The sequence below is a fragment of the Bacillus sp. BML-BC051 genome, from assembly GCF_019656175.1.
Taxonomy (GTDB): Bacteria; Bacillota; Bacilli; order Bacillales; family Bacillaceae_G; genus Bacillus_A; species Bacillus_A mobilis.
In genome coordinates, this window is sequence record NZ_BPLI01000024.1 from 1 (window position 1) to 15997 (window position 15997).

At 32.5% G+C, this 15997-nt stretch carries 14 protein-coding genes and 1 riboswitch; of the genes, 2 read left to right on the forward strand and 12 right to left on the reverse strand.

Annotation, left to right across the window (positions count from 1 at the left end; genetic code table 11):
• Positions 1-78: 78 nt before the first annotated feature.
• The 4 genes from K5S59_RS12355 to K5S59_RS12370 form a co-directional block, all read right to left on the reverse strand.
• Entirely contained in the window at positions 79-186 is a 108-nt protein-coding gene (locus K5S59_RS12355; protein ID WP_000120182.1) for a YjcZ family sporulation protein, read from the reverse strand.
• Positions 187-321: 135 nt separating this feature from the next.
• Positions 322-1122, reverse strand: a complete 801-nt coding sequence (locus tag K5S59_RS12360; protein WP_120450257.1) for an energy-coupling factor transporter transmembrane component T family protein — start codon at positions 1120-1122, stop codon at positions 322-324.
• Positions 1115-2815: an ABC transporter ATP-binding protein gene (locus tag K5S59_RS12365; RefSeq protein ID WP_120450255.1), complete on the reverse strand. Its 1701-nt coding sequence runs from the start codon at positions 2813-2815 to the stop codon at positions 1115-1117. The genes K5S59_RS12360 and K5S59_RS12365 overlap by 8 nt, the downstream gene beginning before the upstream one ends.
• A gap of 10 nt (positions 2816-2825) precedes the next feature.
• Positions 2826-3374, reverse strand: a complete 549-nt coding sequence (locus K5S59_RS12370; protein WP_001038216.1) for an ECF-type riboflavin transporter substrate-binding protein — start codon at positions 3372-3374, stop codon at positions 2826-2828.
• A 140-nt stretch (positions 3375-3514) separates the two neighbouring features.
• Positions 3515-3630: riboswitch (SAM riboswitch) on the reverse strand.
• Positions 3631-3780: 150 nt separating this feature from the next.
• Between K5S59_RS12370 and K5S59_RS12375 the strand changes: the two genes are divergently transcribed.
• On the forward strand, positions 3781-4464 hold the full coding sequence (locus tag K5S59_RS12375; RefSeq protein WP_120450254.1) for an aspartate/glutamate racemase family protein: 684 nt from the start codon (positions 3781-3783) through the stop codon (positions 4462-4464).
• A 49-nt stretch (positions 4465-4513) separates the two neighbouring features.
• On the opposite strand, the gene K5S59_RS12380 is transcribed toward K5S59_RS12375, so the two are convergent.
• The 7 genes from K5S59_RS12380 to K5S59_RS12410 form a co-directional block, all read right to left on the reverse strand.
• Positions 4514-5692, reverse strand: coding sequence for a macrolide family glycosyltransferase (locus K5S59_RS12380; protein WP_120450252.1), 1179 nt, complete (start codon positions 5690-5692; stop codon positions 4514-4516).
• A gap of 390 nt (positions 5693-6082) precedes the next feature.
• Entirely contained in the window at positions 6083-8209 is a 2127-nt protein-coding gene (locus K5S59_RS12385; protein ID WP_098258462.1) for a peptidoglycan D,D-transpeptidase FtsI family protein, read from the reverse strand.
• Between the two features lie 221 nt (positions 8210-8430).
• Entirely contained in the window at positions 8431-10218 is a 1788-nt protein-coding gene (locus tag K5S59_RS12390) for an ATP-binding protein (RefSeq protein WP_000994062.1), read from the reverse strand.
• A 417-nt stretch (positions 10219-10635) separates the two neighbouring features.
• Complete coding sequence (locus K5S59_RS12395; protein ID WP_098258463.1) at positions 10636-11487, reverse strand: Cof-type HAD-IIB family hydrolase; 852 nt, start codon at positions 11485-11487, stop codon at positions 10636-10638.
• A 204-nt stretch (positions 11488-11691) separates the two neighbouring features.
• A complete protein-coding gene (locus tag K5S59_RS12400) occupies positions 11692-12747 on the reverse strand; it encodes an RNA-guided endonuclease TnpB family protein (RefSeq protein WP_120450250.1) in 1056 nt (351 codons plus the stop codon).
• Between the two features lie 412 nt (positions 12748-13159).
• Positions 13160-13738 (reverse strand): cysteine dioxygenase family protein, encoded by a 579-nt coding sequence (locus K5S59_RS12405; protein WP_120450248.1) that lies wholly within the window; start codon positions 13736-13738, stop codon positions 13160-13162.
• Positions 13739-13850: 112 nt separating this feature from the next.
• Entirely contained in the window at positions 13851-15065 is a 1215-nt protein-coding gene (locus K5S59_RS12410) for a cytochrome P450 (RefSeq protein ID WP_120450247.1), read from the reverse strand.
• A gap of 140 nt (positions 15066-15205) precedes the next feature.
• Here K5S59_RS12410 and K5S59_RS12415 point away from each other — a divergent pair, with 140 nt between their 5' ends.
• Positions 15206-15703, forward strand: coding sequence for a PadR family transcriptional regulator (locus K5S59_RS12415; RefSeq protein WP_120450245.1), 498 nt, complete (start codon positions 15206-15208; stop codon positions 15701-15703).
• A 101-nt stretch (positions 15704-15804) separates the two neighbouring features.
• On the opposite strand, the gene K5S59_RS12420 is transcribed toward K5S59_RS12415, so the two are convergent.
• Positions 15805-15960, reverse strand: coding sequence for a DUF1540 domain-containing protein (locus tag K5S59_RS12420; protein ID WP_000046092.1), 156 nt, complete (start codon positions 15958-15960; stop codon positions 15805-15807).
• Positions 15961-15997: the final 37 nt, after the last annotated feature.

The following is a 15997-nucleotide window of genomic DNA, read 5'->3' on the forward strand; positions in this document are numbered from 1 at the left end:
TGCTCCTTTTTTATTTGTTTCGATACATAAGTATCTTCTATGTTTTTTTAGTTTACATTTGTGGAGACTAATTAGAAATTAGTACCCTCCGCCCCAGCAGCTGCATCCAACGATAATTAATAAAATAAATAACACAACTAATAAAGCGAAACCTCCACCAAAACCACAAGAACCACCGTAACTCATAATTTCTCCTCCTTTTGGTTTGAAAACTAATAGGTAGTTGATCATTTTAACTGGTTCGTATTATACATTATGTGAATATCCCTTTTTTGAGCATGTCTACAAAAAAATAAGTAAAAGCACTCATTTGAGAGTGCTTTAAAATGGATACCAAAAGTTTTGAAATACATGTAACTTTAAATATACTGCTACAATCAAAATAAAAACACCTACAAATAAAGCAATGAAATCCCCTCTTTTTGCTTTATTTGTATAAAACCACGTACGTTTATCCTTCTTTCCAAATCCTCTTAAATCCATTGCATTTGAAACTGTATCGATTCTCTCTAGTGAATGAATAATTAAAGGCCAGAAAATTAAGACACGGTTTTTCATACGAGTCCATAAACTTGCTTCTCCTTTTTCAAAAGCTACTCCTCTTGCCTCTTGTGCATGTTTAATAACTTTATATTCGGACTGAATATCAGGTATGTAACGTAACGCAATTTTTATTGCATAGGTTATCTTATAATGAATTCGAAATTTACTTAAGCTACTCACAAATTCACTTGGATCAGTCGTATAAATAAAAATAAGTGTAAATGGTAATAACGTAAAATACTTTAATGAAAGTGTAGCTGCATAAAATAATGTTTCATAAGTAATTGTTGCATATCCAATATGTAGAAATGAAGTATATGATTCGGTTAATTCAGATCCATGGGTTGGTGTAATAAATAAGATCATGACAGAATTTAATAAACTAAATGTAAATATAACAGTAAAAACAATAAAAGTTTTACGAAATGCAATTTTAGCAACTAAGAGTCCAATACATCCTATTATAAATACAAATAGCAATACGCGAAAATCAAAAAACAAAAAAGTAAGCGTCATACAAAAAATAAATAACAACAATTTCACTGCCCCGTCCATACGATGAAAATATGTATTATACACCTTCCTCCCTCCTAGTAACCTCAAAATAAAGTTCTATAAACCTTTCAGGATAGGGAATTCCACTAAAATTAACTAGCTTGAATAAAGAACTTTCCCTTAGGTTCGCTCTTTGTAACGTTTTTGAATGACCTAATACGATAGACGCAGTATTATTTGCAATAATTTCCCCTTCATGTAAAACGATTGCTCTATCTGCGTATTCTAATGCGAGATTCATATCGTGTGTGATAAAAATAAAAGATATTCCCTTTGCAGCTAGTTTTTTAACAAACGACATAAACTGTTTATAATGATAATAATCTTGTCCCGCTGTCGGTTCATCTAAAATGATCAGTTTCGGATTTGTTGTTAGTACAGATGCAATCGTTACTCTCTTTTTTTGTCCATAACTTAATGCCTGAATTGGCCAATTACGAAATGGATACAAACCACAAATTTTTAATGTGTCTTCCGCTCTAAGCTTAATTTCTTCCTTTGAAACCTTTTTTATTTTTAATGAAAATGAAACCTCTTCTATAACAGTGGGTTGCGTAATCATATGATTTGGATTTTGCATCACATAAGATATAATCTCTCCACGTTTACGAATAGACCAAGAATTAATATTTACTCCATCAAATAAAATCCTATCATTTTTTGTTTTGTTTATGCCTATAAGACTATGAGCTAGTGTTGATTTTCCAGCTCCATTATGACCTAAAAGTGCTACAATTTCCCCTTCTTTTATTGAGAAATTTACATTTTCTAATACTTTTTGTTTATTAGGATAGGAGAAAGACAAATTTTCTACTTTCAATAATTCTTTGTTTGTAGGAGTGCTTTTACAAAAAACTTGCTTCTCCATCCACTCAGTTATTGCGTTACTTACATTTTCTCTTTGAAGATTTTCAAGTGGATATATTATTGAATTATTACCACCAAAAGGTAATCTCTTTAATCCTTCTATGTACATAGGTTCTCTTAAGCCGATAGATGGTAATATATTTGACGTTAAAATCTCTTCTGGAGTGCCTATCGCAACAATTTCCCCGTCATCCATTAAAATGATTTTATCTAAATCTAGATTTAATATTTCTTCTATTCGATGTTCAATAATTACAATTGTTTTATTATATTGTTTATGTATACCTTTAATAAGTTCTATTGTATGTAAGCTACTTACAGGATCTAGATTCGCTAAAGGTTCATCAAATAATAATATATCGGCATTCGTTGTTAACAACCCTGCTAGAGAAACAGTTTGTTTTTGTCCCCCTGATAATTGATGTGGACTTTGTTTATGAAAAGAATGCATCTTTACCTTTTTTAATGAATCTGAAACAATTTTTTTCATAGTGTTTTGATTTACACATTCATTTTCTAAATAAAAAGCTACATCTTCTTCTACTGTAAGACCAATAAATTGAGCATCTTGATCTTGCAAAATTGTTCCTACCTGTTTACTCTGTTCAAAAATACTCCCTTTCCTCGGGTCTTTTCCGGCAATTAAAATATTACCAGTGCTAATCCCCCCATAAGAAAACGGGATTAGCCCATTGATACAATGAGCTAACGTTGACTTCCCTGAGCCACTACGTCCAGCGATTAATACTTTTTCCCCAGGATATATATGAAAAGTAATGTCTTTTACAGTAGTCTGCGCCGCATGCTCATATTGAAAGCTAAATTGTTCAAAAGATATAATTGGTTGCATGTTAACATCCCTACTTTTCAATTTTTAAATGTGTATGTTTCTTATTAGACTTAGCTAGACCTATTGTAATTGGTAACCCAAGTACTAAAAATACAATAACATCCGCAATTGTTGCTCCTAATACTTGTATAACAATTTTGTCAAACGGTTCTCCCATCACAATAATATCGAATGCACCAGCAAATATAATAGCAAAGACAATACCAAGTAATCCAGCGATAGCTAAATAAGAAATATGCCCCTTATTATACGTCCCGTTTTTCACACTAAAGCCAACTCTTTTTTGTATGAGTCCCATTGCAAATCCGATAATGCCTGAACTAATAACCCATCCCCACCAAATACCCCAACCAGCGATTGTATCCGTTACGGTATGACCGATAACTCCTATTAACAGTCCTGCCACTGGGCCAAATAACGCTCCAAAAACAGTTAAAATAGCTAATGCAGGTTTAATAAATGTATTTGGTGCAATAGAAAATCCCCAAAGTCCTAATATCCCGTATAATGCTGCTCCAATTCCGATTGCTACTACTAACTTTGTTGATAATTTGTTCATTACAATTCCCCTCCCGTATTAGTCAACTTTTATTACTCTATATTTATTTTGAAAATGAATTATGCATCGACACTCCCTTTCTATACAACAAAAAAATGACCCCTTATATAAGAGGTCATTTTCTTTCACGTTCAAGAATCCTCTTATCTTCCAAAAAACACATCGTGTCCTCTGCGGAATTAGCACCTTCCTATAAATGTACATAGGGGTTGCTGAGGTTTCATAGGGCCGTTCCCTCCACCTCTCTGGATAAGTATTAATTTGTAATTCGTATTATGGCACTAAGAAGAATAAATATCAACACTTTTCTAATTATTTTTATTTTTTGTTAAATGTCACACTTAAATCATTGTATTCTTATCGGAATTATGAAATAATGAACTCAAAATTGTTTCAGGAGGTATATATGATGAAAGTAATTGGTTTAATTGGTGGACTAAGTTGGGAATCTACATCGTTATACTATAAACATATTAATACACTTACACTCTCTCAATACGATCAAAATGCAAAGCTTGTTTTATATAGCATGGATTTTGGTGAGGTAACTACCTTACTACAAAATCATCAATATGAAGAAGTGAAAAACGAATTGGTCACCGTTGCAAAAAAGGTTGAAAATTCCGGGGCAGAATGTTTATTAATGTGTTCCAATACAGTACATTTATTTGCTGAAGAAGTAGAACAGGCAATATCAATACCGCTCCTTCACATCGGTGATGTAAGTGCAAAGGAAATGGTAGAACAGAATATAAAACGTATCGGACTATTAGGAACGAGACAAACGATGGAACAAGACTTTTATAAATCTCGTCTAGCGAATTATAACATTGAGACAATTATCCCAATTAAAGAAGATAGAGATTTTATACATCATGTTATTTTAAATGAATTAAGTAAAGGAATTATTTCAGAATCATCAAAAGAAAAGCTATTACAAATTGCAAAATCATTAATTCAAAATGGTGCAGAGGGTATATTACTTGGATGTACTGAAATTCCTTTACTTATTTCTCAAAACGACCTTACTGTACCTGTTTTTGATACTGCTTTAATACATGCAAATACTGCTGTGCAGTTTGCGGGATAATAATATAAAAGCATAAAGGTAGCATCTCTATGCTTTTATATTGTCCAAACTATTTATTTAAAAGAGCTTTAATAACTTCGATTGCTTCTTTTGAACCACCGCATTCTAAAAAACTATCATTCAGTTTTCGTATACCATGTTTATACTTTTCATTTGAAAGAACGTCTATTACCGCTTCATTTAGAGTTTGCACATTAACATGCTCTTTCAATAATCTATGTGCTGCTTCCAGCTCAGTTAATCTTTGTGCTATCATTGGTTGGTCTTTATCATGTGGAATTATGACAAATGGGACATTAAAATAAATAGCATCGTGCACACTATTCATGCCGCCATGTGTAATAAAAACATCTGCTTCACTTAATATTTCTGATTGGGGTACGTATGAAGCAATAATAAAATTGTCTGGCGCTTTCTTAATTTTAGAACGATCATTTCTATCACCAATTGCCATTACAACTATTCCATCAAAATCTGAAAAAGTATCAATGCAAGTATTAAAGAATGGTTCGAGTCCTTCAAGCAGTGTTCCCATTGAAATATAAATAACTTTCTTATCTTTAAGTAATTCTAGTGGAAACTCTACATTTGTTTTACGCTTTGAAATACTTGGCCCAATAAAAATGTTATTTTCTCCGAACGCATCGCTATTAGGTTGAAAATAACGACTTGTGTACACGAGCGAAATATCACCCTTATTATGCATAAATTGAAGATTATTTTTGGGCTTTACTCCAAATTCGTGTTCTATTTGATATAATAACTTTTCAGAAAGTTCATCAGGTTGAAATTGTATTTCTGCATTTGGATGAAAAGGTAAAGTTTCTAAAAATTCTGGAGGAATTAAAAATATAGGAGAAGAAACTACGCCTGGAATTTGTAAATACTCCTTTACTAACTCTCCAGCACCAAATATATCATAAATTACGAAATCAAAATTTATTCTTTCACATAATTGTTTTGTAATTTTTAATATATACAAAGAAGTTTGAACATGTACATGAAAGAAAGAATTCATCCCAGATGAAGTTTCATTATCAATAGAAATCTCCTTTAATAAATCCGGATGGGTATATACAGTCGCCCCCAAATCTTCAATTCTTCCTCTAAAATGTTCTGTTGTAATATAATGTACGTGATCACCCCGTTCAGTAAAGGCTTTGACTAAACTTAATGTAGGGTTTACATGTCCTTCTGCTGGAAAATTAACCACTAAAATATTTAGCACTTATTTCTCACTCCTTACATTTCAATGCTCTTATTAATCATACTGTAAATATTACCGTCAATCTTCACCTAATAGTCCTAATATGCTTGCTACTTAAGATTGATAAATAATTGTCAGTTATTAACATGAAAAAAGCATCTACATAAGTAGATGCCTAACAGTGATAAGGAGTGTTCTGTGAGGTTAGAATAAGCTTTTCAGCTTGTCCTATGCTATCAATATATGATTTATTTTATAAAACGTGAATAATTAATAGAATTATTTTACCCATTTTATTCAATTAAATAGATAATATACTATTTCTACTTCACCTATTATACCTCGTTTTTAATTTATTCCTATGAAAAAACGCCCCTAGTTCACATGATTGCTAGAGACGCCTCGTACATTTTAATTCTCTTTAGGATCATCTATTTTTGGCGCTTCTCCACTTAAACGCTTGTTTTTCAATTCAAAATAAGCATCTAAAACTTCTTTTCCAATATCAGAGTTAATACCAGATTTATCATTAATAACCCACGGTACCACTACAGAGAATGCTACTTCAGGATTATCATATGGCGCATATCCTGCTAACGTTAAATTATAACATTTTATTCGCTCACCTTTTTCATTTCTTCCAATATCACTTTCACCACCGTAAACTGTCTGTGCTGTCCCTGTTTTACCTGCTGGTTTATACGGTGCTTTTTGGAACGCCCTTACCCCAGTGCCATCACCTTCTTGAAATACCCTTCTAAATCCTTCTTTTACTTGATTTATATATTCCTCTTTCATATCTATTTTATTTAAAACAATTGGCTCTACTGCATGCACCACTTTACCAATTTCATCTTTTTGCGACGTTTGCTCTCTAACCTCTTGAACAATTTGCGGCTTCATTCGATATCCACCGTTTGCGATTGTTGAAATATACTGTACAAGTTGAAGCGGTGTATACGTGTCATACTGACCAATTGAGTAGTCTAATAAAAAACCTGGTTGGTTATCTTTTTTACCAATTTGTCCAGCTGTTTCATTTGGTAAATCGATGCCTGTTGGAACACCTAATCCAAATTGCCTAAAATAATACCTCATTTTATCAAAGTACTCCTGTTTAATATTTAATGAGCTATTTTTCACATAATCCACACCTGCAATTTTTAATGCTGTATGAAACATATAAACGTTTGAAGAAACTTGTAACGCTCTTAAATCATCAATATTTCCGAACTCTTTCCAAGACTTTTTTTCCTTAGTTCCTTTAAATTTCATAGGTGCATCATAAAAATAAGTACCTGGTGTTATAGCTTTCGTTTCAAATCCAGTTAAAACTGTCGCACCTTTCACTGTTGATCCAAGCTCGTATGAACTAGTCATTGTGCCTAATGCATAGTCTTCAACTTCTGTTTTCCCATCTTTTTCTACAAGTCTTTTCCCAGCCATGGATAATACTTGTCCGTTTTTCGGATTCATCATTACAACGAAAGCACGGTCCAACATAGATTCTGAACCTTTATATGCTTTTAATATTTTTTCAATACTATCTTCTACTTTTTTCTGCAGCTCCATATCTATTGTTAAAGCTAAGTTCTTACCGCTTTTCCCCTCAGAAACTGTTTCTGTTCTAATTGTATTACCTTGCTTATCAGCAATGCTTCTTACTTCTTTTTTTGTTCCATGTAGTACATCTTCGTATTGCTGCTCGATATAACTTTTCCCAACCCTATCATTTCGGCTATAATCACGTACCAAGTAGTAATCTAATCGTTCACTCGGTAATCCTTCATCGGAATTAGAAACATTTCCAAGAACAGATCGGAATAATCCATCATTTACATACACCCTCTCCCAATCAACCGATACGTCTACACCTGGGAGATTCGCTAAACCTTCACTAATGATAGTAAATTCCTTTTCACTAACATCTTTTTTAATAATTTGAGGAGCCATTTGATAACCAGAAGTCATCTTACTTTTAATAGCTAACACTTTTATATCTTTCTCTGTTAATTCCTGAAGATTTTTATCTGTAACCCGTTTTCTTTTTAACTCTTCTATTTTTTTATCTAGCTTCTTACCGCTTATATCCTTCTCTCTAAATGTATCTATTTCTTTTTTTGACACTAGATTTTCAGCCAGTTTTGGATTTAATTGCATCCAAAAATCTTTCTTATCTGTCTCAGTTAACTTAGCAATATCTTCTTGCGGCATTTCAATTATATCTGCAAGTTGTCTTGCAGTTTTTAATATATCTTCTGATTTTACACCTTTCATCTTTGTGTACGTGATCGTTCGTAAAGATTTATTATCAACAACCGGATTCCCTTCTCGATCAAATATTTTCCCGCGTGGGACGGAAAGACTCACAGTTGCATTTTCTCTCTTTTCTACTTCATTTTTATAAGTCTCTCCATCGAGAATTTGCACTTTCCCTAACTGTATAATCATTGCAGAAAATAATAAAAATACACAAAGAAATAAAATATTTAACCGCGTCGGTATTGCTCTAACACTTTTTTTCTCTTGCTTTTTCACTTTGTTATAATCTCCTCCTTACAGTATTACTAATAATAGAATCTATATATTAAAAGTAATGCACGTTTTCTATACAGTACTTTATACAAATATTAATATATCGATAAAAACTTAATAGAAATTAAAACAAAGGTAAAGAAAAGGTAAAGTTTATTAAATTAAATATAAAAATACCCAATGAAAAAAATTTAGCTTTTTTCATTGGGTATTTAATCATTTATTTAAGAATGAATGCTAGAACGTATCGGTATACATCTATCATCACAATGTGATAAAGATTCTTTACTTTGAACTTTCGGCAAGTAAATCGTTACTGTTGTCCCGACACCAACCTCACTCATAATACTTATATTTCCTTGATGACTCTCGATAATTTTATAACTTAACATTAATCCAATACCGGTACCTTTTTCTTTCGTACTATAAAAAGGCTCACCTAACCTCTTAATTCTTTCTTCAGGTATTCCTATTCCTTCATCAATTACATGAATAATGACACCATCATCGTTTATTTCTTTTATGTGAATTGTAATCTTCCCACCATTTGGCATAGCTTCGATAGAATTTTGCAAAATATTAATAAATACTTGTTTCAATTGATTTTCTGAGCATTCAATACTTATATCGTTGGATTCTGCATATAATTCGACTTGAATATTTGTCATAATTGCTTTTGTATTCATTAACGATACGACATTTTTATAAATTTGATAAATATTTTTTTGTTCTGTATTCATTTCATCTGTTTTAGCAATTGACAAAAATTCTTGGAGAATTGCTTCTATTCTTTCAATTTCCGAAAGCATAAGATCAAAATATTTTTCTTGATCCTCTTTATTAATTTGGAATAACTGTATAAACCCTTTAATGACAGTTAATGGATTCCTCACTTCATGAGCTACACCCGCTGCTAATTGACCGATCGCTGCAAGTGTGTCTGATTTATTTAGTAATTCTTCTGTCTTTTTCCGCTCTGTAATATCACGTACAATGATCATTATTTTATCATGTAATAATGGTAAGCATCTAGCTTCAAAGAAATCAACACTCCCATTAATTGTAAGTGGATACTCAACAATTACATTCGTTCCTTTTTCCTTCACTTGATGAATTGCTTCCTGAAACTGCTGTGCTACTGGAGATGGTAATACTTCGAAAAACTTTTTTCCCATAAAAGCTTCTGCCGGTACGTAAAATTTCGAAGGGGATCCTGCTTTATAATCTATAATTGTGCCATCATCTTCTGTTAAAAAACATAAATCTGGTAAAGCCTTAAAAATTAATTCCAATTCAGACGTTTGTTGTTTTAACTGCTCTTCTATCGCTTTTAAATGTGTAATATCTACACCGACAGCCCAGTAGCTATACCCTGTTACAGGAAACTGTTCTGATATATTGGACCACATAATTGTTTTGATTTCACCATTTTTACATGTTAAGTGCATTTCCCAATCCCTGAAATTTTTTCCACAAGTTAAAAATTTCGTTTGTATTTGGTGACGATAATTACGATCTGGGTACAATAATTGAAGGGCATTTGGATTTCCGATTATTTCTTCGGCCGTATAACCTGTTACAATTTCACACTCCCGATTCCACAAAACAAAATCTCCATTATAATCAAGCGCATCAACCATAACAGGCATGTTTTGTAAAATCGTATGTAGTTCCTCCTCTTTTCGAGAAAACAACATTGTATTTTTACTTTGAAATACTTTTGTTGCTCCATCAATAATTAGATTTGAAAGCATTTCAAAGTATTTTTGACAATTGTAAATTTCGCTTTTGTTGGACCATACTACAAAAGATCCTAAATGTTGATTGTATAAAAAAATGGGGATTTCAATTTTGGGAAGTTTACATATTTTCGTCTCATTTATTCCAAAAGAAAATATACATTCTTTTTCAGCATCAAGAAGTTGATGTGATATGTTAGTTAATTTATAAAACTGTTCTGCCATGGTTTCTATTGTACTCACATCAATAAGTTCCATTAGCCGCGCATTCATTCCTTTTTCACCTCAATATGTAAAATTAATACAAATTCAAAATTTATACTTCTCCATTATACGAAGAATGTGCCTTTAGGTATATAGCTGTAGAATAATTATTCGAACAAATTTTATTTTTCAATTAAAAACAGAAAAGAATTCGCATGAAAAATGAACTTTTAATCCATTTGTATTTACTCACCTCATACATGATTTTGATATGAGAGTAATACACATCACCTTTAGTAGTATAAAAATACAAAAAATATAAAGTTCATAAAATTTTCACAATTAACATGAAAAATATAAACATTTATTCCAATATATTCTATATAATAAAAGTAATAAGGCTTCTATGAATCACATAGAATACCTTACCCCTAATAAAAAGAAAAAAAGAATCTATTTGGATTCTTTTTTTCTTTTTATATTATATTACATTACATATTTATATAAGGCATGTGCAACACCGTGCTCTTCATTTGATAAGGTTTCGTATTGACACATCGCTTTTATTTCTTCCACCGCATTCCCCATTGCAATTGATATGTTCGCTTTTTCCATCATGGAAACATCGTTTAGCCCATCACCAATCGCTACAGTATTTTCGACTGGAATATTCAGGTGTTCTGCTAAAGTATATAATCCATTTCCTTTTTGGGCATCTCGATGATTAATCTCTAAATTATGCCAATATGAAGATGTAATTGCTAAATCAGTATTATGCAGAAACGCTGCTTTTAACTTTTTTAATTTTTCTATGTCATAAGAAAATGGTAGCAGCTTATGCACATGTATATCAGTTTCTACAATTGGTTTACAACTTTCTGCACCATGAAATGCTGTATGTTCAAGATACAATGCTGCAATCGTTTCTAACTCTTTCAAATCAAAATTTTCTTTTGAATTCTTCACATATTCGATCTCATTACGCACACTCTCTACGCCATAATCTGGTACATATACACCTTTATTAGTATAAAGCTGATAATATAAGCCATTCTCTTCAAGATAGTCTACAATCTCAAGTGCCTGCATATTTTCAATTGGATATCTCTTCATCATTTTTTTATCTTTATATATAAGCGCACCATTTTCCGCAATAATTGGACATTCTAAATTAACTTCTAACAACAATCTTTCAATATCAACGATAGAACGCCCTGTACAAATTGTGACAACATGGCCAGCTTCCTGGCATTTTCGAATTGCATCTGCATTCTCTTTACTAATCATTTTATTCCCCGAAAGAAGAGTTCCATCTAAATCAATTGCTATTAATTTCATTATTTCTTCACCACTTTCTTTAAATACACGAGTTCAAATTAAACAAAAGGTATCGTTTTCATACTGATCTCGTGAAGTACTCCTTATTTATAATTTATGAAAAGCGTTTCAGGTCAAGAAATAATTTTGAACTACCCCCACTTAACACTCTAACGAGCTGTTTGAAGTGGGGGATTCCTACGAACACCAAGGTATCCCTCAGTTTTATGAGTAGGCAATCCCCGTAATCCCTACGGTTAGGAGCCTTAAGGCCTCTTTTCTCAGATTCTCCGCTGCATTCACATCTCTATCATGATACATACCACAAGAAGGACACTTCCATTCGCGCAGGTTCAGGTTTTTCACATCTTTATTTTTGTAGTCGCAATGCGAACAAGTTTGGGAACTAGCGAATGTTTTTGACACCACAATCACTTGTTTCCCATACCAGCATGCCTTATACAACAACATCGCTTTGAATTGTGACCATGATACTTCTTGAATCGCTTTCGCTAGTTTGTGATTCTGTAACATATTCGATACTTGCAAATCTTCTATCCCAATCACATCGTGGTTTTTGATGATCCTTGTAGAGAGTTTTTGCAAGTAATCCGTTCTTGCATTTTTGATTCGTTCATGAATACGAGCGAGTTTCTTTTCTAATACCCGAGACCATTTTGGATTACCGAATACCTCACCCGTTGAAAGAATAGCAAAGTTTTTCACACCAACATCTATACCGACAGCGGAATCGGTCTTCGGCAATTCTTGTACTTCTGCTTCAGCAAGAATCGAGACAAAATATTTTCCACTTGGATTCCTTCTGACAGTAGCACTCAAAATTCGTCCTTCTATCTCACGACTTTTGACAAATTTGACAAGACCAAGTTTCGGTAACTTCAATTTATTATCTATAATCGCAATGTTTCCATTTGTATGTTTCGTTGTATAGGATTGGATTTTATTGTTCTTCGATTTAAACCGAGGTGCTTTGTTTTGTTTTTTGAAGAATCTTGCATACGAGTCAGCTAGGTTGTGAAGAGAAGATTGAAGAGCGATACTGTCCACTTCTTTTAGCCATACAAATTCTTTTTTGAGAGTAGGTAATTGCGAAGAACAAGTGCCATAGGATAACCCTTTTCCTGTTTCTTTATATCTATCATTCCACTTTTCCAAAAAGTAGTTAAATACAAATCGTGAACAACCAATTGTTTTCGTAATAGCTATTTTTTGTTCTAAACTAGGATAGATCCGAAACTGATACGCTTTATGGATAAGCACCGCTTTTCACCTCACCCCCTTTTTTATTTGTTTACAATCTTTTTCACGATATGCATGAGAACGATATCATAATATAGCAAAAAAATACTAATCACGTATCATTTCTTCTTTTTTGTCGAAAGTCCTCTGTCCCTTTCAAAAAAATATACAAATGAAAGAACTTTTACAATGAAACCATTTCGTAGATGTAAAAATGCCTCGGAGCTATAACATTTTCTTTCTATAGGAACGAACTGATTAGAATACCGGTACCTCATACTGATTCTTCACCAAAAAGAACCTTTAGGCTTTTCCCTAACCGTCATTCAGCTCCCACCTACTCATTGGACCATGTCCTTGCCATTCCTTGAGGTGGAAGTTTTCTGACGGGAAATGATAAATAAAATCCAAAGCTTTTGCTTTGGATTTTAAACTATGAATTATAACTAATATATTTTGTCTCACACATGTACACATTTTTTTCTTCAGTTGGGACATATACTTTAAACTTTTCTAAACGTTTTCCGTAAATATGAATCGTGACAACGCTTTCGTTTTCAGCTATTTCAAGAATATGACAATCTGCTGGTGGAATAACTGTATCTGTTTCTCCTTCTCCCAAATAAAGATTTCCTGTATGCGTTAAATAAACAAGTGAATTTTCAAGCTGCTTAGTTTGTATAAAATTCTGCACCATTATCCTTCCTGTAAAAACACCTTCTACTCCCCATGTACCATCATGATCATGTAAAGGTGTAGATTGTCCATCTTTCCATATAAGAGCTAATACTTCAAATCGCTTTAAAGGATCTTCATATAATAAGTGCCGTGCATATTGAGCCGAATTCGCCTTCTGTTTTTCTAGTGGAAGCCATGTTTTCTTTTCTAAAAGTTCTTCTAGTAATTTTTCAATCGCACAAACAATTTGATCTTCTAATAAATTACTATCAATTAAATCCGTTACAGCTTTAATAAATGTTTGAAAAACTTTACTTCCATTACACGTTAACATAAGCATCCTCCTCTACTCTTTTCACACACTTCCATACTAAATAGCCAGCTGAAAATTTACAATTGAGAAATAAAAAAGCAAGATACAATAATTTTGCACCTTGCTGATTAGGTTATTGAGTTGTCAAGCGAATAGGTAAGAATTTCAAAGTTTGTTCATTTTCCAATATACATTTTTCTAAATTGAAAGATGAAGATAACTCTATTTGTTTAAAAGCATTAATAAAAGTTCTTAATGCAATCTCAGCTTCTAGTCGTGCAAGTGGTGCCCCTAAGCAAAAGTGAGGACCTTTACCAAAGGTTAAATGCTTTTCATTTCCAATTCGGTGTAAATTAAATTTAGAAGCTTGTGAAAACTTTTCCTCATCTAAATTTGCTGCACTTACCCATGCAACAATCATTTGATCCTTTTTCATAAAAGGTCCAAATATATTTGTATCCTCTGTAATTCTTCTAGCCAAAGTAACAGGAAAGCGATAGCGTAAAACTTCCTCAATCGCTTTTGAAATTAATGTAGGTTCTTTTCTTAACTCTTCATATGTTCCAGGTGAATCCACTAAAAAACAATAAAAGCTATTAATAATTAAATTTGTAGTTGTTTCATTACCTGCCGCTAATAAGCCTAAAGAAAAAGTAACTATTTCTTCATCGGTTAATCTTTCGCCTTCATATTCAGCTCGTATTAAATCTGAAATAATATCGTCGGTTAAATGGTATCTCTTTTCTTGAACGATTGGTAGAAGATATGCTTTAAATTCATTTAGTGCTATCCCCTTTTCCGCATCCAGATCATTAAATTTTTCTTTACTATACGGCATAAATAAAATATCAGACCATTCTTTAATTTTTTTACGGTCAGTTGTTGGCACTCCTAATAAATCAGATATGACGGTAACAGGTAAAGGTGCAGCAAACTCTTCAACGATATTAACCTCACTATATTTCCCGATATGTTGTACAAGTTCATTTGCGATAGACTGTATACGAGGTTTCCATTGTTCTAAACTTCTTGGAGTAAATGCTTTAGAAACGATAGAACGTACATTGCGATGTTCTGGTGGATCAGTAGAGTTTATATTTATTCTAGTTTCTAAAGGTGGGATTGCGAATGGTCTTCGTTCCCTTCTACTTGAAAATAAGCGATAATCCGATAAAACTCGATTTACATCATCGTATAAAAAAACATTCCATACATCCTGCTCCTCATCATAATGAACCGGATGATTGTCCCTCATAAATTGATACCACACATACGGATTCCACAATTCTTCCTTTGTTTTCAGCTTTGAAATTTCATGAACTAAAATCACATTTTCAGGCGAAGCCATAGTTCTTTCCTCCCTTTTCTTTTACAATAAAAGTGATAGGTCGGTAGTTCAAAGTTGTATAATCTAACATATGTTATTTTAACATATGATAAAGCGGATTTTTCATTGGAGAACTTGAGAAATATATAAGGGGGATTTTTATGTATGTTGACATTTTATTACTAGCAGAATTAACGACTGGACCAAAACATGGATATGAAATAAAGAAAAATGTTCAAAATCGGTTAGGTGAGAATTTCGAATTAAATCATAATACACTGTATCCCGCTCTTCGGCGCTTCGAAAATATGGGGGCTATAATTAAACAAATACATAAACAAGTCGGAAAGCCGAATCGAAATATGTACGACATAACTGAAACAGGAGAAGAAATTTTTTATGAAATGTTAAGAGAGTTTCCCGAAAAGATTGCGACAAATAACGCTGAATTCCTTGTGCGTATCGCACTATTTAAAAAACTTGATTACGAAGCTAGAAAAGAAATTTTAACAATACGCCAAGACGTACTACATAAACAGCTTACTGCTATTCAATCTTTACATGTTAGCTCATCTTTTATTACAGAAGTCATTGAATTTAGTAAATCGCGTATTGAACATGAATTGCTCTGGATTACATCACTTATGAAGAAAATATGAAAAAATAAAAGAAAAGTTAAAAACAATGAATGAAAATGAGATTTATTATCAATACTATAATTAATAAAAGGGCAACCACGATTTGGCTACCCTTCAAAATTTTATATTTCTGGATCGAAAGTTTTGCAATCCGTTTCTTCAGTAGTTGATGCATGTTTCCCTTTATTACTTACTACATAAATTGCATCTGCACTACATTTATTGCCGTTAGCCCAGAATTTACAGTTGTTTACTTCACATAAAACGTCTTGTGCCATAGTATCACACCTCCTTGTTCTATTATCATTAACAAAA